Source organism: Streptomyces xinghaiensis S187, from assembly GCF_000220705.2.
GTDB classification, from domain to species: Bacteria; Actinomycetota; Actinomycetes; order Streptomycetales; family Streptomycetaceae; genus Streptomyces; species Streptomyces xinghaiensis.
This window is the reverse complement of the sequence record NZ_CP023202.1, coordinates 929,720-953,662: the sequence shown is the minus strand read 5'-3', so window position 1 is coordinate 953,662 and position 23,943 is coordinate 929,720. Positions and strand designations below refer to the sequence as shown.

Annotated in this window: 22 protein-coding genes; 19 read left to right on the top strand and 3 right to left on the bottom strand. The window is 67.8% G+C overall.

The features are described from left to right. The first annotated feature begins 177 nt into the window (after positions 1 to 177). The 3 genes from SXIN_RS04065 to SXIN_RS04055 are packed head-to-tail and all read left to right on the top strand — an operon-like array spanning position 178 to position 3,522. Positions 178 to 1,086 (top strand): dihydrodipicolinate synthase family protein, encoded by a 909-nt coding sequence (locus SXIN_RS04065; RefSeq protein WP_019710703.1) that lies wholly within the window; start codon positions 178 to 180, stop codon positions 1,084 to 1,086. A gap of 16 nt (positions 1,087 to 1,102) precedes the next feature. Next, the gene (locus SXIN_RS04060) at positions 1,103 to 2,104 is read left to right on the top strand and encodes a proline racemase family protein (protein ID WP_019710702.1); all 1,002 of its coding nucleotides are present in this window, start codon (positions 1,103 to 1,105) and stop codon (positions 2,102 to 2,104) included. Continuing rightward, positions 2,101 to 3,522 carry an aldehyde dehydrogenase family protein gene (locus SXIN_RS04055; protein WP_019710701.1) on the top strand — a complete coding sequence of 474 codons (1,422 nt, stop codon included), beginning with the start codon at positions 2,101 to 2,103 and terminating at the stop codon, positions 3,520 to 3,522. Before SXIN_RS04060 ends, SXIN_RS04055 begins: the two co-directional genes overlap by 4 nt. 208 nt (positions 3,523 to 3,730) lie before the next feature. Here SXIN_RS04055 and SXIN_RS31910 read toward each other — a convergent pair whose 3' ends face one another. Beyond that, positions 3,731 to 4,330, bottom strand: a complete 600-nt coding sequence (locus SXIN_RS31910) for a hypothetical protein (protein ID WP_019710700.1) — start codon at positions 4,328 to 4,330, stop codon at positions 3,731 to 3,733. 485 nt (positions 4,331 to 4,815) lie between these two features. Here SXIN_RS31910 and SXIN_RS04045 point away from each other — a divergent pair, with 485 nt between their 5' ends. After that, positions 4,816 to 5,523: a GntR family transcriptional regulator gene (locus SXIN_RS04045; RefSeq protein WP_019710699.1), complete on the top strand. Its 708-nt coding sequence runs from the start codon at positions 4,816 to 4,818 to the stop codon at positions 5,521 to 5,523. Positions 5,524 to 5,687: 164 nt separating this feature from the next. On the opposite strand, the gene SXIN_RS04040 is transcribed toward SXIN_RS04045, so the two are convergent. Then, the gene (locus SXIN_RS04040) at positions 5,688 to 7,154 is read right to left on the bottom strand and encodes an aminopeptidase P family protein (RefSeq protein ID WP_019710698.1); all 1,467 of its coding nucleotides are present in this window, start codon (positions 7,152 to 7,154) and stop codon (positions 5,688 to 5,690) included. Positions 7,155 to 7,403: 249 nt separating this feature from the next. On the opposite strand from SXIN_RS04040, the gene SXIN_RS04035 reads away from it, so the two are divergent. The 7 genes from SXIN_RS04035 to SXIN_RS04005 all read left to right on the top strand — a co-directional run bounded on the left by SXIN_RS04035 (position 7,404) and on the right by SXIN_RS04005 (position 15,629). After that, entirely contained in the window at positions 7,404 to 9,146 is a 1,743-nt protein-coding gene (locus SXIN_RS04035; protein WP_019710697.1) for an ABC transporter substrate-binding protein, read from the top strand. A 14-nt stretch (positions 9,147 to 9,160) separates the two neighbouring features. Continuing rightward, positions 9,161 to 10,162 carry an ABC transporter permease gene (locus SXIN_RS04030; protein ID WP_019710696.1) on the top strand — a complete coding sequence of 334 codons (1,002 nt, stop codon included), beginning with the start codon at positions 9,161 to 9,163 and terminating at the stop codon, positions 10,160 to 10,162. Then, on the top strand, positions 10,159 to 11,145 hold the full coding sequence (locus tag SXIN_RS04025; protein WP_019710695.1) for an ABC transporter permease: 987 nt from the start codon (positions 10,159 to 10,161) through the stop codon (positions 11,143 to 11,145). Before SXIN_RS04030 ends, SXIN_RS04025 begins: the two co-directional genes overlap by 4 nt. A 2-nt stretch (positions 11,146 to 11,147) precedes the next feature. After that, a complete protein-coding gene (locus SXIN_RS04020) occupies positions 11,148 to 12,248 on the top strand; it encodes an ABC transporter ATP-binding protein (protein ID WP_019710694.1) in 1,101 nt (366 codons plus the stop codon). Next, the gene (locus SXIN_RS04015) at positions 12,235 to 13,278 is read left to right on the top strand and encodes an ABC transporter ATP-binding protein (RefSeq protein WP_039823035.1); all 1,044 of its coding nucleotides are present in this window, start codon (positions 12,235 to 12,237) and stop codon (positions 13,276 to 13,278) included. Before SXIN_RS04020 ends, SXIN_RS04015 begins: the two co-directional genes overlap by 14 nt. Before the next feature lie 109 nt (positions 13,279 to 13,387). Beyond that, complete coding sequence (locus SXIN_RS32985) at positions 13,388 to 13,780, top strand: ATP-binding protein (protein ID WP_157916244.1); 393 nt, start codon at positions 13,388 to 13,390, stop codon at positions 13,778 to 13,780. Positions 13,781 to 14,390: 610 nt separating this feature from the next. Beyond that, on the top strand, positions 14,391 to 15,629 hold the full coding sequence (locus tag SXIN_RS04005; RefSeq protein ID WP_039823033.1) for a S1 family peptidase: 1,239 nt from the start codon (positions 14,391 to 14,393) through the stop codon (positions 15,627 to 15,629). Between the two features lie 802 nt (positions 15,630 to 16,431). On the opposite strand, the gene SXIN_RS04000 is transcribed toward SXIN_RS04005, so the two are convergent. Continuing rightward, entirely contained in the window at positions 16,432 to 17,496 is a 1,065-nt protein-coding gene (locus tag SXIN_RS04000) for a LacI family DNA-binding transcriptional regulator (protein ID WP_227957272.1), read from the bottom strand. Between the two features lie 140 nt (positions 17,497 to 17,636). Here SXIN_RS04000 and SXIN_RS03995 point away from each other — a divergent pair, with 140 nt between their 5' ends. The 8 genes from SXIN_RS03995 (at position 17,637) to SXIN_RS03960 (ending at position 23,940) form a co-directional block, all read left to right on the top strand. Beyond that, positions 17,637 to 18,623: an asparaginase gene (locus SXIN_RS03995; RefSeq protein ID WP_019710689.1), complete on the top strand. Its 987-nt coding sequence runs from the start codon at positions 17,637 to 17,639 to the stop codon at positions 18,621 to 18,623. A 63-nt stretch (positions 18,624 to 18,686) separates the two neighbouring features. Further along, entirely contained in the window at positions 18,687 to 19,577 is an 891-nt protein-coding gene (locus SXIN_RS03990) for a polysaccharide deacetylase family protein (protein ID WP_019710688.1), read from the top strand. Beyond that, positions 19,574 to 20,953 carry an MFS transporter gene (locus tag SXIN_RS03985; protein ID WP_019710687.1) on the top strand — a complete coding sequence of 460 codons (1,380 nt, stop codon included), beginning with the start codon at positions 19,574 to 19,576 and terminating at the stop codon, positions 20,951 to 20,953. The genes SXIN_RS03990 and SXIN_RS03985 overlap by 4 nt, the downstream gene beginning before the upstream one ends. A 93-nt stretch (positions 20,954 to 21,046) precedes the next feature. After that, positions 21,047 to 21,835, top strand: coding sequence for an SDR family NAD(P)-dependent oxidoreductase (locus SXIN_RS03980; protein ID WP_019710686.1), 789 nt, complete (start codon positions 21,047 to 21,049; stop codon positions 21,833 to 21,835). Then, positions 21,832 to 22,578, top strand: coding sequence for an SDR family NAD(P)-dependent oxidoreductase (locus SXIN_RS03975; RefSeq protein WP_019710685.1), 747 nt, complete (start codon positions 21,832 to 21,834; stop codon positions 22,576 to 22,578). Before SXIN_RS03980 ends, SXIN_RS03975 begins: the two co-directional genes overlap by 4 nt. Positions 22,579 to 22,587: 9 nt before the next feature. Further along, the gene (locus tag SXIN_RS03970; RefSeq protein WP_019710684.1) at positions 22,588 to 22,911 is read left to right on the top strand and encodes a hypothetical protein; all 324 of its coding nucleotides are present in this window, start codon (positions 22,588 to 22,590) and stop codon (positions 22,909 to 22,911) included. A 34-nt stretch (positions 22,912 to 22,945) separates the two neighbouring features. Next, positions 22,946 to 23,665 (top strand): 5-oxoprolinase subunit PxpA, encoded by a 720-nt coding sequence (gene pxpA, locus SXIN_RS03965; RefSeq protein WP_019710683.1) that lies wholly within the window; start codon positions 22,946 to 22,948, stop codon positions 23,663 to 23,665. 29 nt (positions 23,666 to 23,694) lie between these two features. Next, complete coding sequence (locus tag SXIN_RS03960) at positions 23,695 to 23,940, top strand: acetyl-CoA carboxylase (RefSeq protein ID WP_019710682.1); 246 nt, start codon at positions 23,695 to 23,697, stop codon at positions 23,938 to 23,940. Positions 23,941 to 23,943 lie beyond the last annotated feature (3 nt).

The window sequence follows — 23,943 nt, the reverse complement described above, 5'->3', positions numbered from 1 at the left end:
GGCTGCGGGAGGTAGCGAAGTGCCCGATGGACCGAAGCCGGCCTGCCCTGTCGTATCCCGACCCGCTCGGTGATCCGACCAACCGGTACCTCCGAGCCGCCCACCTGACCTCACGGGCCCAGCAACCGCCTTCTCGGAGAGGTGCCGAGGACTGTTGCCCCATATCTGGAGTGAGTTATGACCATCTCTCAGCGACGCCGCACCCGCCCCTGGCGCGGCGTCATGGTCGCTACGGCGACCCCGCTGCGTGCCGACCTCTCGGTCGACTTCGAGGCGTACGCCGATCATGTGCGGCAACTGATCGACTCCGGCTGCGACGGTGTCGTCCCGAACGGCTCGCTGGGGGAGTACCAGACTCTCAGCGACGAGGAACGCGCACGTCTCGTGACCACCGCGGTGGAAGCCGCAGGCGACGGTGCCCGCGTCATGGCGGGCGTCGCCGCGTACGGCAGCACCGAGGCGCGCCGCTGGACAGAACAGGCCGCCGAGGCGGGTGCCGGATCGGTCCTGCTGCTTCCTCCCAACGCCTACCGGGCCGACGAGGTAGCCGTGCGCGCACACTACGCGGAGGTGGCCAGGGCAGGTCTCCCCGTCGTGGCCTACAACAACCCCTACGACACCCGCACCGATCTCTCTCCGCGGCTGCTGGCGACTCTCCACGGTGAAGAGAGCATCGTCGCGGTGAAGGAGTTCACCGGAGACGTCCGCCGGGCTTACGAGATCGCTGAGCTGGCGCCGGGACTGGACCTGCTGATCGGCGCGGACGACGTACTGGTCGAACTCTCCCTCGCCGGAGCGGTCGGCTGGATCGCGGGCTTTCCGAACGCCCTGCCCGAGGCATGCGTGACCCTCTACCACGCTGCCGCGGCCGGGAACCTGGACATGGCCATGCCGCTTTACCGGGCCATGCACCCCCTGCTCCGCTGGGATTCCAAGCCTGAGTTCGTCCAAGCCGTCAAGCTGTCGATGGACGTCGCCGGCCTGCACGGCGGCCTGTGCCGCCCTCCGCGTTCCCCGTTGTCATCCGAGGACCGGGCCACCGTGCGCGCCGTCACGGAGAAGCTCCTCGCCGAGGGCCTGAGCTGACAAAAGGAGTAGCTCCGTGCGCAGCCACCGCATCATCCACGTCGTCGACTCCCACACCGAGGGCATGCCCACCCGCGTCGTCACCGGAGGAGTCGGAACGATCCCCGGATCCACCATGGCCGAGCGCCGCACCCACTTCCTGCAGCACCTTGACCACCTGCGGACACTGCTGATGTATGAGCCGCGGGGGCATGCCGCGATGAGCGGGGCGATCCTGCAACCCCCCACCCGGCAGGACGCCGACTGGGGTGTGCTCTTCATCGAAGTGTCCGGCTGCCTGCCGATGTGCGGCCACGGCACCATAGGTGTCGCCACGGTACTGGTGGAGACGGGTATGGTGCCGGTGACCGAGCCGGTGACCGAAGTGCGACTCGACACCCCGGCAGGCCTGGTCGTCGCCGAGGTGCGGGTCGAGGACGGCGCCGCGCGGGCAGTGACCCTGCGCAACGTGCCCTCATACAGTGCCGGTCTGAACCGGACGGCCGACGTCCCCGGGTACGGCCCCATCACCTATGACCTCGCCTACGGCGGCAACTTCTACGCGATCCTGCCGCTGGAGCAGCTCGGGCTCCCCTTCGACCGGACCCGCAAGGACGACATCCTCCGGGCCGGGCTGGCCGTGATGAAGACCATCAACGCCGTGGACCAGCCCGTTCACCCGGAAGACTCCGCCATCAAGGGATGCCACCACGTGCAACTGCTGGCACCCAACGCGGACTCGGTCCGCTCGCGGCATGCCATGGTCATTCACCCGGGCTGGTTCGACCGCTCACCCTGCGGCACCGGGACTTCGGCGCGCATGGCCCAGATGCACGCACGCGGCGAACTGCCGCTCCACCGCGACTTCATCAACGAATCATTTCTCGGTACGTCCTTCACCGGTCGGCTCCTCGAAGAGACGGAAATCGCGGGTCTGCCCGCCGTCGTACCGGCCATCACCGGGCGCGCCTGGGTCACCGGCACCGCCCAGTTCTTCCTCGACCCGACAGACCCCTTCCCGGAAGGCTTCCTGCTGTGACCCCCCAGGCGACCCCGGCGGATCCCGCAGTTTTCACCTCACGCAACCCCGCCGACCCGTCCGACATCGTCATAGAGTTCCCCGGCTGTGGAGAGGAAGCCGTGATACAGGCGGCGCAGCGCGCCCGACAAGCCCAGGCGGAGTGGCTCGGCGCCGGGGTGGCCGCCCGCTCGGAGGCGCTGTGCAAGGCTGCTGACGCGATCGAGCGTGCCGCAGACGAGATGACTGGTCTGGTGATCCGGGAAGTCGGGAAGCCGCTCGCCGAAGCCCGCGCCGAACTCGCTCACACTGTGTCGATCTGGCGGTACTACTCCCGAGTGCTCTATGAGCCCTCGGGCGCTCTGCACGAGCCTTCGGCCGGCCCGGGGATGCTGCTGACCCGGCGGCGCCCCCTCGGCACGGCAGGGCTGATTACGCCGTGGAACTTCCCCTTGGCCATTCCCAGTTCGAAGGCAGCTCCGGCACTCGCGGCCGGCAACGCCGTCATTCTCAAACCGGCCCCGGAAGCCACCGCATGTGCGCTCCACCTGGCCGAAGCCCTGAGAGATGTGCTCCCCGACGGCCTGCTGCAGGTCGTTCCGGGCGGTCCGCGCGTTGGCGAGGCCCTGGTTCACCTGGCCGACGTGGTGTCGTTCACCGGGTCCACCGCCGTCGGCAAAGCCGTGGTACGCACGGCCACCGCATGTGATACTCCGGTGCAGGCGGAGATGGGCGGGCAGAATGCGGCGATAGTTCTGCCAGACGCGGACATCCCCCAGGCCGCTGCGCACATAGCGGCAGCCATCGCCGGGTACGCCGGGCAGAAATACACGGCGACCAGCCAGGTGATCGCCGTCGGATCAGCGCGTGAGCCACTGCGTGACGCCCTGGCCGAACGGCTTGGCGCCATGCCGGCAGCCGACCCCGGCTCCGCTTCCACGATCTGCGGTCCGGTCATCTCCCTTGCCGCCCGCCACCGGGTCGCGGAAATGCGGATGAGCGCTCTTGCTGCGGGCGCGTGTCTGCTCGCGGGAGGCGCCGACGGGCATACCGCCCCCCGAAGCGGGTGGTATGTCAACCCCACGCTTCTCGAAGCGGTGCCGGACGGCCATGAGCTGCTCGAGGACGTTGTCTTCGGCCCCATCGCCGTGCTGCAGGAGGCGAACGGTCTCGACCAGGCGGTGCACTTGGCCAACGCGGGACGGCAAGGTCTGGTCACCTCACTCCACACCACCGACCTGGAGTCTGCTCTGTACGGTAGCGACCACTTGGAGACCAGCATGGTCGGTGTGAACGCACCGACGACCGGTGTCGACTACTTCCCCCTTTCCCTCGGGGGAACAGAGGGGTCCGGCCACGGTCCCCACGAAGAGGGTCGGGCTGACCTGGACTTCTACACCAGCCGGCAGACCATCTCCCTGCTGCCCGGTGGATCCTAGCGATGATGGCCGATCCGAGGCGGGGGCCGTCCGAATATGCAGCGGCCCCGCCTCGGAGGCTCACCAGTTGGGCCGAGAGGACGGTCTCCCCCGCCGGCCCCGGCTCAGGTCACCGGCGTGGCCCAGTCGTGGAGCGGGCCGATCGGACGGTGACACCACCGAGGCCGGGCACGCCCTGCCACCGCGGGCGCGGCCGAACTGCGGTATCTCATCTCCATCCGTTGCTGCCGAGGTTGTTCAGTTGGGTTGAGCAGACCTCGTAGCTGCCTTTCGCATGGTCGGTAGTTGTCCGGCCGTCGATGGTGATGGAGCAGCGGATGTCTCCTCCGCTGTGCGCGAGTTGGACGCTGACCTGGTAATACACGGCATCCGGGTCGAGTTCGACCTTTTTGGTCATCGGCAGGTCGGTACTGCCGAGGTTCTTGGAGTCGGAACCGTAGGTGGTGGTCACCCCGGATGCCGCGCTGCCCCACACCTTGAAGACAACCTGCGGAAACTGTGACGGTTCCCGGCCGCTGGAAGGCGCGTCTGCAGCGGACCGGTCCGTGGAGGCGTCGAGTGCCTTGTCCGCCTGCTCGCTGATGAGTTTCTTCCACTGTTCGTCCGTGAGGTCGGTACAGGACTGAGGTCTGCTGTCACCGTCATCGTCGCCGTTCAGATTGCGTATGAGCATGTCAAACACGTCGTCGGTGCAGGCCGCGGTGGCGGTTGTGCGGCTCGAGGGCTCCTCGGCCTTGGTGGCCGGGGCACAACTGCCGGCGAAGAAGGCGGCCAGAGCAGCGGCCGCGACGGTGCGAGTGTGGTGCATGGTCTTCCCCCTGGGGCTTTGTAGACGAACGGGGTCACGCCCGGTGGGCGGATATCTGATCTTGAAAGAGTCCTGGCACGGTGGCGCCCGTCTCCGGCGGCGGGTTGCCGGACGGAGAGGACGGCGGCCGTGTGCAGCCATAGGCCTTCGGTTTCGCGTTGACCGCGGGCCCTGCGGGAGTGCCCGTCTCCGAAATCCGGCCAGCTGCGGCCGAAGAGGTCGTGGCGGAGACCGCGCTCTGCCGACGGCTTCCGGGCTCGCCGCTGCCGGTGCTGCCGCCGTCGCGTTCGGTGCAGGGCCGACGGGCGGGCCGACTGTTGCCGGACGGTACCCACGGCACCTCACCCGGATCGCGAACACAGCCTGGGCCGGAGCCGTTCCGCGGGGCCCGCCCGGCCTCTTCGGCTCTGGACAACACGCGGTAAGATCAGGGAAACGTGACATTGTACTCCGTGTCCGCTCGCCAAGCTGTGAAGGGGACTGCTATGGCTCACCTGAAGCCGGGCAAGATCATTTCGGTTCAGGAGCACCTGCGCGACCAGGTGGCCCATGCCCTGCGTGCTGCTCTGATCGCAGGGGAACTGCGCCCGGGTGTCGTCTACTCCGCTCCAACTCTCGCGGCAGAGTTCGGTGTCTCGGCCACCCCCGTCCGCGAAGCCATGCTCGACCTGGCTCGTGAGGGCCTGGTGGAAGCGATCCGCAACAAGGGATTCCGCGTCACTGAGATGACCGAGCGGGACCTGGACAACTACACCGAGATCCGCAGGCTCATCGAGATCCCAACCATCGGAGTGATCACCACCACGGCCGAACCCGAACAGCTCGAAGCGCTACGCCCGGCAGCGGAAGAGATTGTGGCTGCCGCCCGTGAGCACGACCTCATCGGCTACCTTGAGGCAGACCGCCGATTCCACCTCGACCTGCTCGCCCTGACCGGGAACAACCACTTGGTGGAGGTGGTCGGAGACCTGCGCAAGCGTTCCAGGCTTTACGGTTTGACGGAACTCGATCAGGCCGGGGTGCTGGTCGACTCGGCACAAGAGCACATTCGGCTACTGGATCTCATGCTCAGCGGCGACGCCGAAGGTGCTCAGGAGCTCATGCGTCATCACCTCAGTCACGTGCGCACCTTGTGGGCCGCGGGGAAGCAGGACGCCGACAAGCCCAGCGCGCTGCGGCTGCCCAACCGCTAGGAGGTCTGTCGGCATATCTGGACGGGAGCCGCCAGGACGCCGGGTGAGAAGCCGGCGCCGCGAGAAGTGGTTTTCACGCGGCGCCGTTTGTGGCTTCCCGAGCGGGCACGGCTGTCAGGCGTATGAGGTATGCCTGTTGCCGGAGTCGGCCGCACTGGTGTGTGTCATTCGTTGAGCAAGGAGCCCATCCATTCCTCCACGGCCTCCACGCTGCGGGGGAGTGCCCCGGACATCAGGTGCGCACCGTCAGCGGTGATCACGAGGTCGTCCTCGATGCGGACACCGATGCCGCGCAGTTCCAGAGGCAATGTCTCGTCATCGGGTTGCAGATACAGCCCGGGCTCCACGGTGAGTACCTGCCCCTCCTCCAAGACTCCGTCGAGGTACACCTCCGCCCGGGCTTTCGCGCAGTCGTGCACATCGAGACCGAGCATGTGCCCGCTGCTGCACAGGGTGTAGCGGCGGTACAGACCGTTGTCGCGGGCGAGCGCTTCTTCCGCGGGGACCCGCAGCACGCCCCATTCATACAGCCCTTCGGCGATCACGCGCATGGCCGCCATGTGGAAGTCGCGGAACCGGGCGCCCGGCCGCAGCGCCGCGATCCCGGCGTCCTGCGCGGCGAGCACCAACTCGTACACCTCACGCTGCACGCTCGAGAAGCGCCCCGACAGCGGCAGGGTCCGCGTGATGTCGGCCGTATACAGGGTGTCGGTTTCCACCCCGGCGTCGAGCAGCAGCAGCTGGTCGCGAGCCAGGGGACCGTCGTTGCGGATCCAGTGCAGGACGCAGGCGTGTGCTCCGGCCGCAGCGATCGTGTCGTACCCGGTACCGTTCCCCTCGGCCCGGGCGCGGAGGTTGAAGACACCCTCGATCCACCGTTCACCGCGGGGATGCCGCAGAGCCCGGGGGAGAGCGCGGACCACATCTTCGAAGCCGGTAGCGGTGTGGTCAACGGCGAGTTGCAGTTGGGAGACTTCCCAAAGGTCCTTGATCAGCCGCAGCTCGGCCAGGCAGGCCGCCAGCTCGGCGTCCCGGTCGTGCTCGGCGCTTCCCGGGAGGCTGCGTCCGCACAGTGAGTCGAGCGAGCCGTCGACCCCCCACACCATGCGGGTCGGGGGCTGGGCGCCGGCCAGCAGTGCCGTCAGGTCGTCCAAGTGCCGGCAGGTGATGCCCGTCATCGTTGCCGCCTCCTCGAGGTCGGGTCGGCGGCCGACCCAGAACTCGCCGTACCGGCGGTCGCGGTAGAACTCATCTCCCACGCGTGGCGAGCGGGGACGCAGGTAGAGCACGGCCTCGTGGCCCTCGGCTCCGGCGGGTTCGAGGACCAGGACGTGTCCCACCTGGTCTTCGCCGGTGAGACCAGTCAGCCAGGCGTAGGCACTGTGCGGACGGAAGCGGTAATCGCAGTCGTTGGAACGGACCTTGAGCACACCTGCGGGTATCAGCAGCCGCTCCCCGGGAAAGCGCGCGGACAGGCTTGTGCGTCGTCTGCTGGTGACGTTGTGGCCGGGAACGCGGATGTCCGGTGCCAGAGGCGAGGGTGCCCAGGCGGTGCTCATGAAGGCCTCGAGGGCGGGGGAGACCGCCATGTCGTGGCTGCCTGTGTTCAGGCGGGCAACAGGCACGGTCATAGATCGCTCCTTGGTTGGGAGGGTGGCCCGTAGCAGGCGAGAGGGCCCCGGAGGTCGGCATCGCCGCTCTTCACGGGCGGGGAGAGCGGTGCCGGACACGGGTGCGTAACGAGCTCTCCACGCCTCTTGCCAGTGTAATTTTACATTACTATGTTACCCGCCAGGCCTCGAGAGCAGACATCGAGGATCCGGCCTGTACGCGCCGGGCACATTCGGGACCCATCTGGTCCATCCACAACGGAGTGGCATATGACCAAACGCATGCACGTTGCCCTGGCGGCGTCGCTCGCGACCTCCCTGGTTCTCGGCCTGGGAGCCTGTTCCACCGGCAACGACTCCGGCGGAGAAACCAGTGATGACGGACGGGGGCCCGGGGCAACCGGTGTCATCGGCGGGACCCCGAAGAAGGGCGGCACGCTGACGGTCCTGTCCAACCAGGACTTCTCCCACCTGGACCCGGCCCGCAACTGGGTGATGCCCAATATGGACTTCGGCGTCCGCCTGCTTTACCGGACCCTGACCACTTTCAAGGCGGCGCCGGGCGCAGAGGGCAGCGAGATCGTCCCAGACCTGGCCACGGATCTGGGCAGACCCTCCGAAGGCGGAAAGGTGTGGACCTTCACTCTGAAGAAAGGGCTGAAGTACGAAGACGGAAGCCCTGTCAAGGCCCAGGACATCAAATACAACGTTGAGCGGTCCTTTTCTCCCGACCTGACCGGGGGCCCGGATTACGCCCAGCAATACCTCGCCGACACGGAGGGGTACCAGGGACCGCTCAAAGGCAAGCACCTGAAGTCGATCGAGGTGCCGGACGACCACACTCTCGTCTTCCACCTCAAGCGCCCTGTCGCGGAGTTCTCCTACACCGTGACCCTGCCGACCTTCTCCCCTGTACCGGAGTCCAGGGAGAAGGGCGTGCAGTACGACCTGCGCCCGTTCTCCTCCGGGCCCTACAAGATCGCCCGCTACGACAGGGGCAAGCAGATGGTGCTGGTCCGCAACAAGCACTGGGATCCCGACACCGACTCCGTCCGCAAGGCGTACCCGGACAAGATCGTGGTGAAGATGGGCTTCAAGGGCGGCCAGATCGACGACCGGATCATCGCCAGCCAGGGCGCGGACGCCTCAGCCGTCGAGTGGGCGGACATGCAGCCGGCGAGCGTGTCCAAGGTGCTGAGCAACAAGGAGACCAAGAAGCGGCTCACCGCGGAGCTGACCGGGTGCACGGACATGCTGCACCTCAACACCTCACGCGCTCCCTTCGACGATCCCAAGGTGCGCGAGGCCATGCAGTACGCGGTCGACAAGGACGGGCAGATGACCGCCAACGGCGGCCCGGCCCTCAACGAGGTCGCCACCGCCTACCTGCCGCCGTCGCTGACCGGTGGCAACAAGTCCGACGTGCTCCGGGTCGAGCCCGGCGGAGACCCGGCCAAGGCGAAGAAGCTGCTCGCCGAGGCCGGCAAACCGAAGGGCTTCAAAACCACCCTCACCGTCTCCACCGGGGACAAGTCCAGGGCCGAAGCGCTGCAGGAGAGTCTGAGCCGGTCCGGGATCGAGGTCAAGATCCAGGCCGTGGACCCGTCGGTCTACTACGACACCATCGGTGACACCAAGAACGCGCCTGACATGGCCATCAGCGGCTGGTGCCCCGATTACCCCTCCGGCTCCACGTTCCTGCCGTTCATCTTCGACGGACGGACCATCAAGGAAAAGGGCAACCAGGGCAACTACGCCCAGTTCCGCGACGAAGAGGTCATGAAGCGGATGGACGAGATCGCCGACATGAGCGACCCCACCAAGGCGAACAAGGCGTGGATAGAACTGGACGCCCAGATCATGGCCAAGTCACCGTCCGTTCCGCTGCTCTGGGAGCGCAAGCCCCTACTGGCCGGCAGCAACATCGCCGGCGCTTTCGGGCACCCCATGTGGACCGGTCAGTTCGACTACGCGGTGATCGGCCTCAAGAACCCTGACAAGAGCCAGGGCTGAGGAGCCACACTGCCATGACCAGCCCGCTGAAGACCGCCCGGCTCCTCGCCGGGCGGTCCCCAGCCCCGGCCCCCGACAGTTCGGGCGCATCCGGTACTCCCGAGGCGCCCGAACCCGCCGGCCGGGCTCCCTGGCGCGCCGCGTGGACCGCGGTACGCCGTGACCGCGGCGCACTGCTCGCCCTCGGGGTCGTCGCCCTCTTCGCTCTGATGGCCGTCGCCGCACCACTGATCAGCGCCCTCGGTGGCTGGTCTCCGACGGAGTTCGACAAGAACGCCATCGACCCCTACCTCGGCGGACTGCCGAAGGGCTCGTTCGGCGGGATCGGTGCCGAGCACTGGCTCGGAGTGGAACCCGTCACCGGGCGGGACCTTTTCGCCCGCGTCGTGTACGGGGCGCAAGTCTCTCTGCTGATCGCATTCACCGCCACCGCCATCGTGGTCGTGGTCGGTACCGCGGCGGGCATTGCGGCCGGCTACTTCGGGGGCCGGGTGGACACGGTACTCAGTCGCCTGATGGATCTCACCATGTCATTCCCCTCGCTCATTTTCATGATCGCGATGATGTCGGTGGCCCAGGACGTCAACCGTGTCCTGCTCATGACGGTGGTCATCGGGATCTTCGGCTGGCCGGGCATTGCCCGCGTGGTCCGCGGGGAGACGCTGTCCTTGAAACACCGCGAGTACGTCGAGGCGGCCCGCGTGAGCGGATCGGGCTCCTGGCGAATCCTCACCCGGGAGATCCTGCCCAACGTCTCGGGCCCCATCATCGCCTACACCACGCTTCTCATCCCCGGCATGATCAGCACTGAGGCGGCGCTCAGCTTCCTCGGCGTCGGGGTGCGGCCTCCGACCGCCTCCTGGGGGCAGATGATCTCCGAGGCTGTCGCCTTCTACGAAACCGATCCGATGTACTTCATCATCCCCAGCGCCTTCCTCTTCCTCGCCGTGCTCGCGTTCACCATCCTCGGTGACACGCTACGGGACATCCTCGATCCTCACGGAGACCGTGCGTGATCACCTACCTCGCCCGCAGACTGGCCGGTGTCACCGGGGTTCTCCTGGCCATCTGCGCTATCACCTTCACCATCTTCTACCTGCTGCCGGCCGATCCCGCCGCTGCCGCCTGCGGTAAGACCTGCAGTCCCGAACGCCTCGCCGAAGTGCGCCACTTCATGGGACTGGACCAGCCCGTCTGGCGGCAGTTCGCCGACTACCTGGTCGGGATCTTCGCCGGACGCGAGCTGGGTACCGAGCCGCACACGCTGAGCTGCGGCTTCCCCTGCCTCGGCTACTCCTACGAAAACTCCCTGCCCGTGTGGGAGCTGCTCACCGACCGGCTGCCCGTCTCCGCGTCGCTGGCCTTCGGCGCCGCGCTGATGTGGCTGGTGCTCGGCCTGGGCGCCGGAATCACCGCGGCCCTCCGCAAGGGGACGATGACCGACCGGACCCTGATGATCGGTGCCGTGGCCACCGCTTCACTTCCGGTCTACTTCACTGCGGTCATGCTCCTCTACGGAGTGGTGCGCGTCGCGGGCCTGTTGCCCTACCCCGAATACGTGCCGCTCACCGCGGACCCGGCTGCCTGGGCCACCAATCTGATCCTGCCCTGGACCGCGCTCGCGGTCCTCTATGCGGCGATGTACGCCAGGCAGAGCCGCAGCTCCATGATCGAAGCCATGGCACAGCCCTACATCCGCACCGCCCGTGCCAAGGGAATGCCCGAGCCGACTGTGGTCGTCAAGCACGGCCTTCGCTCCGGGTTGACGCCGGTGCTCACGATCTTCGGCATGGATCTGGGCGGCCTGCTCGCCGGTGCCGTCATCACCGAGAGCATCTTCGGCATACCCGGCGTCGGCAGACTCTTCTTCGACGCACTCCAGCGATCCGACCAGCCGGTCATCCTCGGTGTCACGCTGCTCGCCGCTTTCTTCATCGTGGCCGCGAACCTCATCGTCGACATCCTCTATGCGTTCATCGACCCCAGGGTGAGGTACTGATCATGGGCACTCATCCTCCGGCCGGCTCGGACGAGCCGCTGCTGCAAGTCCGCGACCTGCACGTCACCTTCCCCGTTTCCGGCAGGCGCGTCAGAGCCGTCACCGGCATCGACTTCACGGTCGAAGCCGGCCGCACGCTCGGCATCGTCGGAGAATCCGGTTCAGGGAAGTCCGTCACATCCCTTGCCGTCATGGGCCTGCACCGCACCGCGGAGGTCAGCGGCTCCATCACCCTGTCCGGACGTGAACTGACCACCCTCCCCGACCGCGAACTCGCCAAGCTGCGCGGCCGCCGGATGGCAATGATCTTCCAAGACCCGCTGTCCAGCCTCCACCCCTACTACACCGTCGGCGAGCAGATCGCCGAGGCCTACCGGGTGCACTTCAAGGCAAGCCGGCGCGTCGCGCACCGCCGTGCCGTGGAGATGCTGGGTGAGGTGGGCATTCCGCGCCCCAACCAGCGGGTGTCCGACTACCCCCACCAGTTCTCCGGCGGTATGCGCCAGCGTGTCATGATCGCTATGGCCCTCGCCTGTGAACCCGAACTGCTCATCGCCGACGAGCCCACCACAGCCCTGGACGTCACCGTCCAGGCGCAGATCCTCGAACTCATCGCGCGGATCCAGGCCGAACGCGGCCTCGGAGTCATGCTGATCACCCACGACCTCGGGGTCGTCGCGCGGGTGGCCCACGAAGTGCTGGTCATGTACGCCGGCCGAGGTGCCGAGCAGGCGAGCGCGGATGCCCTCTTCGCCGAACCGGCGCACCCCTACACACGCGGCCTGCTCGACTCGCTGCCCCGCCTCGATGACGCCGATGACGCGCCGCTGCGCGCCATCCCGGGGAGCCCGCCCTCCCTGCTCGAACCGGCAGCGGGATGCGCCTTCGAGCCCCGCTGCTCCCGCGCCACCACCGCGGCCCCCCGGATCCGTGAGCTGTGCACGAGCGGCCGGCCGGATTTCGCCCCGCTGCGCGACGGGCATCTCGTCGCATGCCATCTCCCGCTCGTGACCGGCGAGCGCGTCGACCCCGGGCACCGCCCTGACAATCCCGGCGACCCGCAAGCGCCGTCCTTGGAGAGAGAATCCCATGACTCCTGCTGACAGCCGGGCCACCGTCGATTGTGCCCGCAACGAGACAGCGGACAGGTCTGCCGCTCTCCTGTCCGTACGGCAGCTGGTCAAGACATTCCCCGGACGGCGTACCCGCACCGGCCGGGCGACCCCGCCGGTGCGCGCCGTGGACGGGGTCAGTTTCGACGTGCGGGCAGGCGAGACCCTCGGACTGGTCGGCGAGTCCGGCTGCGGGAAGTCCACGACAGGCCGCATGCTGGTGCGCTTGCTGGAGCCCACCGGCGGATCGGTTGCCTTCGACGGCGTGGACATCAGCCACCTCGGCCAGCGCGCAATGCGGCCGTTGCGCCGTTCCCTTCAGATGATTTTCCAGGATCCGCACTCCTCCCTGAATCCGCGGCAGAGGGTGTCCCGGATCATCGCCGACCCCATGCTGGTACAGGGGATCGACGCAGGCGCCGCCCGCCGGCGTGCTGCCGAGCTGATGGAACAGGTCGGACTCATCCCCGAGCACCTCGACCGTTACCCGCATGAGTTCTCCGGCGGCCAGGCCCAGCGCATCGGTATCGCGCGGGCCTTGGCGACACAACCACGGCTGATCATCGCCGATGAGCCGGTATCCGCTCTCGACGTCTCCATTCAGGCTCAGATCGTCAACCTGCTGGAGCGTCTACAGGAGGAAATGGGGCTCGCTTATGTCTTCATCGCGCACGATCTGTCCGTGGTGAAACGCGTGTGCGACCGGGTAGCGGTGATGTACCTCGGCCGCATCGTCGAGCTCGGTGAGCGCAACGAGGTCTACGCCACCCCTGCTCACCCGTATACCCGTGCCCTGCTGTCGGCAGTTCCGGTACCCGACCCGGTGGTGGAACGGGCCCGCGAACGCATCGTCTTGCAGGGGGATCCTCCCAGCCCCGCCGAGCCGCCGAGCGGATGCACCTTCCATCCGCGTTGTTTCAAGGCTCAGGATATTTGCCGCACCGATCAGCCGCTATTGAGGATCACTGGCCGAGGCGAACGGGAAGTGGCGTGCCACTTCCCGGAGACGGAAAGCGTCTGACCGGAGTTCTGAATTCGGCCACCGCGTTCCGTTCGGAGATGCCGCCGCCCGTGAATCCAATGAAGGGAACAGATCTCTGAGAACTGATCTTCTCGACTCCGCTCGTCTCTTGCCTCACTCGTCTGAAGCCCCTGGTCTGGCGCGATGGCAGGTACGATCCGCCCTGGAGAAGGCTGATGCCGACTCCGAATTCCTGGACAATGCGCTTCTGGTCGTCTCGGAACTTGTCACCAACGCCGTCCGGCATGCCCTCCCACCCGTCACGCTGCGCTTGTCCTGGGTCCGGAATCGCCGACAGGTACCCGCGATCCGTATCGAAGTCACCGATGCCGGCCCTGAGTTGAGAAGCCGCAGGGAAGATGCACGTCCCCGTCCGGAAGAGAGCGGGCGCGGCAAGGAGCTCATCGCCGCCTTGTCCGTCAGGCAGGGAAGTCAGGCAGTGGCCGAGGGCATGGTCTGGTGGGCGGAGGTGGAAGCCCCCAGGGGCGACGGGACTCAGTGAGCGTAGGAGAGCGGGAATCGCATGGCATCGCAGCAGACCGTTCTCGTGCACACCTTGCGGCTGGGTCTGACGAGGCCCGCGCGTTTTTTGTAGGACGCCACGGATCAGGGCCATTGCGGGCGCGGCGTCTTGCCGCCGGACGGCCCGGAGACCGATGAGCGTGTCCTGAAGGCCTTCAACCCCATCCTTCGGAACGCTGCCACCGGTGCAGCCGGAGAAGACCCACACCCTGGAGTGCGTCAGGATCGCGGGCTGAAGGCGCAGGCACTCCGGGAGAACACGCACCGCCGGTGCCGAGGAGAAGCCCGAGGGCATGGCGCCGCAGATGTGTGACGCGAGGCGTCTCCGGCCCGGTCGCCGCCTTCCCGGCCGGGGTTCCTGGACGGATGCCGGCGGATCCCGTACCTGCGGCCGACCGCACGCGTTCGGAGACGGCATGCGGCGCCCGTGCCGCGCACGCAGTCCTGATGAGGGAGCAGGAAGCACTCCAGCGAGAGGGGTTGCAATGTGAAATGTCATACGCCATATTGCTCTTGGCTCTTACGGCACTCAACTCAGAGGCACCAGACCGATCTGCACGTCAGCCATCCGCTCCCACCGGAGGTGCTCGATGAAAGTCAGTTCGTTACGGACCTGGTCCCGGGTCACCTGGCCGGCTCTTGCCGCGCTTGCCGCGGCGTTCAGCCTCACGGGGCCGGCGTCAGCCGACGCCCCCGCGTCAGCCGATCCGAAACTCGGCAACCAGCAGAAGACAGCAGCCGCTCAACTGGCCAAGGACTACGGGGTCTCAAGCCAGGAGGCGCAGCGCCGGATACAGCGCCAGGACCGCTTGGCGGACCTGGCGACCGACGTGCGCAAGGCCCTGGGGTCGCGATTCGGCGGTGCGTGGATCGACCACGACAATGGCGGTCGCCTCACTGTCGCCGTCACGCAGAAGGCCACTGCATCCAAGGTCCGCGCAACCGCTGCCAAGGCCGGGGCAAGTGAGACGAGAACGATCGTCGTCAGGCACAGCCAGCGTGAACTCACGCAGATGTCCGACGCGCTCGCCCGTCAGATCGCCAAGGCGAACAAGGGCGCCGCGAACGGGCTGCAAGCCGCAGTCGTCACACAGGACAACGCACTGCGTCTCGACCTGCCGAAAGGCAAGAAGCTGACGGCCAAGCAGCACAAGGTCGTGGAGTGGGCCAAACAGAAGTTCGGCAGCTCCCTGCGCGTGGACACCTACGAACACGCCTCCAAGCCCGTGTACTGCGGCGGCCAGTACTCCTGCGACCCCCCGCTGCGCTCGGGAGTGGCCATCTACGGCAGCAACATCCGCTGCACCAGCGCCTTCTCGGTCTACGACAGCTACGCCTACTACATGCTGACCGCGGGGCACTGCGCCGAGGGCAGCTCGTACTGGCAGATCCCGACCTACAGTTACGGCTACCAGCGTGTCGGTGGTGTCGTCGACTACACCTTCGGCTACTACGGTGATTCGGCCATCGTGCGTGTGGACAACGCAAGCTTCTGGCAGCCGCGTGGATGGGTTTACCCCTCGACGTCGATCCGCAACTGGAGCTACGACTACGTTGGCCAGTACGTGTGCAAGCAGGGGTCGACGACCGGCTACACCTGTGGGCGGATCACGCAGACCAATGCCACCGTCTATTACCCGAACCGCACGCTCACGGGAATGACGTGGAGCACGGCATGTGTGGCTGCCGGAGACAGCGGAAGTGGGGTCTACTACGGCTCCACCGCCTACGGAATTCTCAGCGGCGGCCCCTCCAGCGGCTGCGGCATGATCCATGAGCCGGTCAGCCGGGCACTCTCGCAGATGGGAGTCACCCTGCTCTCCGGCTGACGGGGACGCTGATGGTCGCGCCCGCTGCGGTCCGCTCAGCGCGCTGAAGACGCCACCGTGTGATCGCCGAACCTCTACCGCGGCGATCACACGGTGGCTCATCACTTGTAAGGGAGCAAGAAACTGAGTGCATGCGGACACGGCGCTGATTCTTTCGCCATCGACCTGAGCTACGACGGCTCGATCCGGGGAACTGCAACCCTGCCGTTGCGCCGAACCCTCCGTACTGGCGTCTTCCCTTCCTCAGCGGCACCCCACGCCAGGGCTCTGCCCTTGCGCGCGGGAGAAGAGGATGGGCAGTGAAAGACGCAGTCACCGACATAGTGCTGGCCCTTGAAGTTGCTTTCTGGAGCACGGCCGCGGCTCTGTACTTGCCCATAGCCGACCGGGCCGGCCGCACCGGAGACCCCGCACAGCCAATTACCTGTCCCTGCGCAGAGGCGTGCTGCGAGACTGCGTTCCTCACCCACGGCCGTTTCCACGACACCCAACGCTGGTGTCGGCGCAGCTGACGATCTGTGATTCCTGCGGTACACCGATGACATGAGCATTGCGCAAGGCGGGCCGGCCGACGAGTGGGCGCCGTTGACTCCTGGCGTGCCCTGCGGCAGGCCGGTGAAGCCTGTGCCGGCTCCGGTACCGCCCCGGGTGCCCTCGACAACCGCTCACCCAAACCGGCCTCCGGAGCCAGCCACCATGACGACCTCACGCGCTCAAGGCCGGTAACCGGCTGCTGGTCCAGGTGCGTTCGCGCCACGGAGACGGCGACAGGCCATGTGACCGCCCAGCCGCAACGGCGCGGTCAGCCAGAACTCCCACCGCCCAGGGTCGAGGCCCGGGCCACCAGGGTGGGGGAAAGCCGCTCGGAGTCGACTACTTCGCCCGCCAACCGCTTCATGAGCAGCCGGACCGCGTGCACTCCCATGTCGTGCATGGGGGAGCGGATGGTCGACAGCCCCACCGGCAGCGATCCCGCGAGCGGTACGTCGTTGAACCCGATGACCGCGATGTCGGTTCCGACCTGCAGCCCCGCGTCGCGTGACGCGCCCATGGCTCCGATCGCGGCGAAGTCGTTGACGGCGAACACCGCGGTCGGCCTGGTCCGCCCCGCGAGGAGCCGCTCCATGGCCTCCCGGCCGCCGCCTGTGTCGAAGCGGGAGTGCACGATTCTGGAGGCAGGCACCTTGATGCCCGCCGCGGTGAAGGTGTCCCGGAATCCGGCGGTGCGGTCGACGCCGGTGCTGGCGTAAGGCTCGCCGGCGATGACCGCGACCTTGCGGTGGCCCAGTTGCAGGAGGTGTTCGGCCGCCAACTGACCGCCCCGGTAGTCGTCACAGGTCACCGAAGGGTGGGAGTCGGCGCGTCGCGAGACGAGGACGAACGGGACCCCCCGTTCGACCACCTTGTCGAGGAAGCGCCCGTCCAGGTGGGCATCACCGAAGATGATGCCGTCGACGTGGCGGGCGAGCACCATCTCAGTTCGCTGGCGCCGCGCCACCGGATCGTCACCGGTGTTGGCCACGAAGGCGGAAAACCCGGACGCCGCGCACTCCTGCTCGATGCCCTCGTAGACGGTGGCGAGCACGATGTCGACCAGTCGCGGGACGAGCACCCCGACCAGGTTGCTGCGCTGGGTGCGGAGGCTCGACGCGTGGGGGTTGGGCGTGTAACCGACCTGCTCGGCTATTCGGCGGATCCGTTCGGAGGTCTCCTGGCCGGCTGTGCGCATGCCGGTGCCGACCGTGCCGTTCAGCACTCGCGAGGCCGTCGAGACGTGGACCCCGGCGAGCTCCGCGACGGTGCGCAGCGTGGCCCGGCCCGCGGCGTCCATGTGTGGCAGCGGTTCCCCCGCAGGACCCTCGGTCATTCTCCGCCCTTCCCTCGGTCGGTCAACATTTTGCCCCCGGCCTCTTGACGCGTACCCCCCGGGGCACATTCTATATGCGCAATCGTTTGGCGCGAACGTTAGCGCGGACATATCGGTCAGGGACAGGTCAGGAGATATCTGTGCGTATCGTCATGGTGCTCGCTACGGGCGGGACGATCGCCACCCGGAGCGACACCACAGGCAGAGCCGTCGCCCGCGCCGGCGGCGCCGAGCTGGTGGAACGGCTGGCCGTGGCCGATGACATCCGCGTCAAGGTTCACGACGTGTTCCGGGTCGGCAGCTATCTGATGACCCTGGAACGGATGCGGGAGCTTGCCGCCCGGGCGCAGCGTCACCTGCTGGCGGACGACGTCACCGGACTGGTGATCACACACGGCACCGACACCATGGAGGAGACGGCCCTCTTCCTGGACCTCTTCCGGGACGAAGAGCGTCCTGTCATCCTCACGGGCGCACAGCGGCCCGCGGACGCACCGGACAGCGACGGTCCGCGCAACCTCTCCGACGCCATCGCGGTGGCCGCGGACCCGGCGAGCCGGGGACTGGGAGCACTGATCGTCTTCGACGGTTCGGTGTTCACGGCGGAGGGCACCCGCAAGAGCCACACGCTCGCTTCGAGCACCTTCGCCTCCCCCGACGGCGGGGTTCTCGGCTGGGTCCGCGGCGGTGCCGTCCACATCGCCGGAGCCCGCCGTCGGCGTCCGCGACTGGACCTGTCGGCCGTGGACCTCTCCCGTGCACGTGTGGACATCGCCGCTTGCTATCCCGGCGCGGACGCGACGGCCCTATATGCCTTCGCCGCAGCCGGCGCGCGCGGCATCGTGCTGGAGGCCACCGGCGCAGGCAACGCCAATACCGCGATCTGCGAGGCGGTGGCCGAGCTGACCGCCTCCGGCGTCGTGGTGGCCACATCCACCCGGGTCACGGCCGGACCTGTCGCCGCAGTCTACGGCGACGGCGGCGGTGCCGACCTCATAGCCGCCGGCGCCGTTCCCACCGGGCTGCTGCGCCCGTCACAGGCCCGGGTGGTCCTGGCAGCGCTGCTCGGAGTGCACACCGACCCGCGCGCCGCGCGAGAAGCGCTGGCCGCCCACACCCTCGGCTGATCCCAGCCGCTGGACACATCGACTCCCGGCTGTGGTGGCCGGGGCTACGAGAAGGAGTTGGCCTTGCCTAAGGAAATCCTGTGCGCGTTCGGCGTCGATGTCGACGCTGTCGCCGGCTGGCTGGGGTCATACGGGGGCGAGGACTCCCCGGACGACATCTCCCGGGGCATGTTCGCCGGCGAGGTCGGCACGCCGCGCCTGCTGAACCTCTTCACCAAGTACGACCTGCAGACGACCTGGTTCGTACCGGGCCACTCCATCGAGACCTTCCCGGACCAGTTCCGTCAGGTCGTTGACGCCGGACACGAAGTGGGCGTGCACGGTTACAGCCACGAGAACCCGATCGCGATGACCCGCGCCCAGGAGGCCGCGGTCCTCGACCGGAGCATCGATCTCATCGAGAAGGTCACGAACCGGCGCCCCACCGGTTATGTCGCACCGTGGTGGGAGTTCTCGCCAGTGACCAACGAGTTGCTGCTCGAACGGGGCATCAAGTACGACCACTCGCTGATGCACAACGACTTCACGCCCTACCGTGTGCGCGTCGGCGACAGGTGGACCAAGATCGACTACTCCGCCCGGGCCGAGGACTGGATGAAGCCGCTGGTCCGCGGCAAGGAGACCGAGCTCATCGAGATCCCGGCGAACTGGTACCTCGACGACCTGCCTCCGATGATGTTCATCAAGGCCAGCCCGAACAGCCACGGCTTCGTGAACCCGCGCGACATCGAGCAAATGTGGCGGGACCAGTTCGACTGGGTCCACCGGGAGATGGATTACGCGGCCGTCACCTTCACCATCCACCCGGACGTCTCCGGACGCCCCCAGGTGCTGCTCATGCTTGAGCGGCTCATCGAGCACATCAACAGCCACGACGGCGTCCGATGGGTCACCTTCGACCAGATCGCTGATGACTACGCCGCCCGGCACCCATGGAAGGGACAGGCCAAGTGACCAGCGAAACGACCCTGCCGGAGGGCGGCGCGCCCGAGACGCCGGCAACGGAACCCCAGCGGCGGCAGTTCCCGGCGTTCACACGGAAGCAGACCAACACCGCCATAGTCCTGGCACTGCTCGCCTGGACCGTCGCGGTCTTCGACTACGGCCTCTTCGGCACCCTGCTTCCCGTCATGCAGGAGGACTTCGGCTGGAGTGCCTCGACCGCCTACCTGGTCAACACACTCATCGCCATCGGCACTGCGATCATCGCCTTCGGAGTCGGGCCGGTCATCGACCGCCTTGGACGTCGCCGCGGCATGATGGTCACCATCGGAGGCACCGCCGTCGCCTCCGTCCTGACGGCCGTCATCCCCGCGAAAATGGGCGCGCTGAGCACGAGCGCCATGGTCGGCGTGCGGTCGCTTGGCGGCCTCGGCTTCTCCGAGCAGTCGGTGAACGCCACCTACCTCAACGAAGTGTTCTCGATCACCGAGGACGAGAGGAAGCGCGAACGCCGCGGATTCTGGTACGGCATCGTCCAGGGCGGCTGGCCGCTCGGCTTCCTGCTCTCCAGTGCCCTCGCGCTCGTCCTGCTCGACACACTGGGCTGGCGCGCGATGTACCTGGTCGCGAGCCTCCCAGCCGTCGCGCTGATCATCGTGATCGGCAAGAAGCTGCGCGAGACCCCGCAGTTCGAGCTGCACCAGCGTCTGCGCGGGCTCAAGGCCGAGGGGAAGTCCCGCGAGGCCGAGGCACTGGCCGCCGAGTACGGCGTGGAGCACACCAACAGCGCCCCGATCGCGCGGATCTTCCAGCCCGAGCTGCGCAGGAACACCATCGTGCTCTCGCTGGCGTGGATCGTGAACTTCTTCGGCATCAACATCTTCAGCGTGCTGGGCAGTTCCATCCTGGCCAACGCCAAGGGCGTACAGCTCAGCACCGCGTTCTGGATGCTCATCGTCATCAACCTGGGCGCGTACTTCGGCTACATCTTCCACGGCTGGCTCGGCGACCGCATCGGGCGCAAGCACACCATCGTCATCGGATGGATGATGTCCGGCGTGGCCTTCGCCGTCATGCTTTCCCCGCTGGTCACCAGCACCGCACTCATCGTGACCACCTACGCGCTGGGACTGTTCTTCCTGGTGGGCCCCTACGCGGCGATCATGTTCTACATGGGGGAGTGCTACCCCACGGACTGCCGCGGTACCGGCACGGTGATCATCGGCGCCATGAGCCAGCCCGGCACGATCATCGGCGGGTTCCTGTTCACCGGAGCGGCGGCAGCTTGGGGCACCGGCTCCGCAGCGCTCTGGGTGGGTGCGGTCGGCACCTTCCTCTCCGGCGCGCTGATGCTGCTGGCCAAGCCGGTCGCCCGGCTCGAGAACTGACCGCCCGAGCGGCACGTACCCCTATCTCACGGTGCCGGTGGGCGGGACCACCATCCGCCCACCGGCACCGCCTGGAACAGAAAGGTTCACGTCATGGCAGCACACACTCAGCCCGATGGCGCCGGGCCCGCCGTCGCGGTCGTCACCGGAGCGGCCAGCGGGATAGGCCGGGCCGTCGCGGTCGGCTACGCACAGGAGGGCGTGCACGTGGTGATCGGCACGTTCCCCGGTGACCCGCACGACCCCCGCGAGACGCTCCGACTGGTGGAGGCCGCAGGAGGCAGGGGACTGATCGTCGAGGTCGACGTCCGCGACAGCGGCCAGGTCGACGAACTGGCGCGCAGCGCGTACGCGGCGTTCGGACGGATCGACTATGTGGTGGCCAACGCCGGCGTGCTCCGACGGGCTCCACTGGCCGAACTCACTGACGAGGCCTGGGACGACATGCTCTCCGTCGACCTGACCGGGGTACTGCGCACCTTCCGGTCGTGCGCGCCTCACATGGCGGAGGGCTCCGCGATGGTCGCCGTCTCGTCGATCGCCGGCGGTGTCTACGGCTGGGAGGACCACGCGCACTACGCCGCCGCCAAAGCCGGGGTGCTCGGACTGTGCCGCAGTCTGGCCGTGGAGCTGGCACCCCGCGGCGTTCGCGTCAACGCCGTCATCCCCGGCCTCATCGAGACCCCCCAGTCCTCCGACCCGGTGAACTCGCTGGGCCCGGAGGGACTCGCCCGCGCGGGCGGCGACATCCCCTTCGGCAGAGTCGGGCGGCCCGAGGAGGTCGCCGACGTCATCCGTTTCCTCAACTCGCCGCAGGCCCGGTACGTCACCGGCCAGCAACTCGTCGTCGACGGCGGCCTGACCGTGAGGATGCGCGCATGAACCCGATCGCGGACCTGAGCGGCCGGACGGCTCTGGTCACCGGTGGCGCCAGCGGCATCGGACGGGCGATCGCCGAGGCGCTCGTCACCGCCGGGGCGCGCGTGGTCGTGCTCGACCACGACGCCACCGCGGCCGAACGGACCGCGCGGTCCATCGGCGCGGCCGGAGGCGTGGCCGCAGACATCGCGAACGAAGAACTCGTCCGGCGGGCCGTCGCCGAGACGGAGCTCCTGCTGGGCCGGATCGACATCCTGGTCAACTCCGCAGGCATTCTCACCCAGGCCCCGCTGGTGGAGATGTCGCTGCGGCAGTGGCAGCAAACCATCGACGTGGACCTGACCGGAGTGTTCCTCATGTGCCGGTACGTGGTCCCGGACATGGTGTCCCGCGGGCACGGCCGGGTCATCAACATCGCCTCACAGCTGGCCATCAAGGGAGGAACGTCGCTGACGCACTACAGCGCCGCCAAAGCCGGCGTCCTGGGTCTGACGAAGGCCCTGGCTCTGGAGGTGGCCCGCGACGGGGTGCTGGTCAACGCCATCGCCCCCGGCCCCATCGAGACGCCTTTGATCGACGGAATCTCCGAGGAGTGGAAGCAGGCCAAGCGCGCGGAACTGCCCCTCGGACGGTTCGGCAGGCCCGAGGAGATCGCCCCGACCGCAGTGCTGCTGGCCGGCTCCCCGAGCGGTGACCTGTTCGTCGGCCAGACGCTGGGGCCCAACTCCGGCGACGTCATGCCGTAGGAGGGGACCATGTGCGGCGCCTGCGGCAGAACCTCCGCAACCGATGCCTGGTCCGGCGTCTTCCTCACCAGGCGCGCCCGCTGGGAGGCCGCCCGGATCATCAACGACGCCCTGAGCGAGACAGGCCACCCCGCACGGGTGACCTGCGCGGCCGCAGCATGGGTCGTCCACTCGGGGACCGGACGAAGCGTCCTGGTGGACACCGCCAGCGGAATCTGGCAAGTGCTCCTGTCCCTGCCGGGCCTGCGGCTCGACGTGGCCGCAGCGCTCAGCGGCCAACCACCAACCCCAGTACTCGCCGCCGTCGTGGCCTCGGCGGAAACGGCGACCTGATCGATGCCCGCCTACGGCGCAAGAAGGGGTATCCATGCCCGTCAGCCTCAACTCCGACATGGGCGAGTCCTTCGGTATCCACTCGTTCGGCAACGACGACGCCCTACTGCCACTGGTCGATGCCGCCAACATCGCCTGCGGCTTCCACGCCGGCGACCCCGTCGGCATCCACCAGACCGTGGCCAAGGCCGCCGCCGCCGGGGTGGCCGTCGGTGCGCACCCCGGCCTGCCCGACGCGGTGGGCTTCGGCCGCCGGGAGATGAAGCTGTACCCCGAGGAGGTGCGCGACCTGGTGCTCTACCAGGTCGCGGCGCTCAAGGGATACCTGGACGCCGAGGGAGTGCCACTGCGCCACATCAAGCCGCACGGCTCGCTCTACGGCATGGTGGCCCGCGACAGCGAACTCATGAACGCGGTCTGCGACGTGGCGGTGCAGTACGGCGTCCCGGTCTACGGCATGGCCGGGACCGCGCACGAGCACGTCGCCGCTGAGCGCGGCGTCGGCTTCGTCGCCGAGTTCTACGTCGACCTCGGCTACCGCGCCGACGGCAGCCTCGTCATCGCCCGCCGGCCCCACGCCACCCCACCCTCACTCGCCGCCGACCGCGCCCGGCTCGCGCTCGCCGACGGCCTGGTCGAGACCGACTCCGGCAAGCGCCTTCCCGTCCGGTTCGACAGCATCTGCGTGCACTCCGACACCCCGAACGCCGTTGACGTGGCCACCGCCGTGCGCCAGGTCATCAACTCAGCCTGAACTCCTTCCCGACAGAGAAAGGGATCGCCATGCCCGAGCACACCGTGCGAGCACCCATGCCCGGAGTCTTCTACCGGCGCCCCGCACCGGACAAGCCGCCGTTCGCGGAGATCGGCGCGACCGTCACCGAGGACCAGACCATCGGAATCATCGAAATCATGAAGCAGTTCGCGGAGGTCAAAGCCGGAGCCGGAGGACAGGTGACCGCCTTCGCCGCCGAGAACGAGACACTGCTGGGCCCGGGAGATCCCGTGGCGACCATTGAGATGAGCTGACCG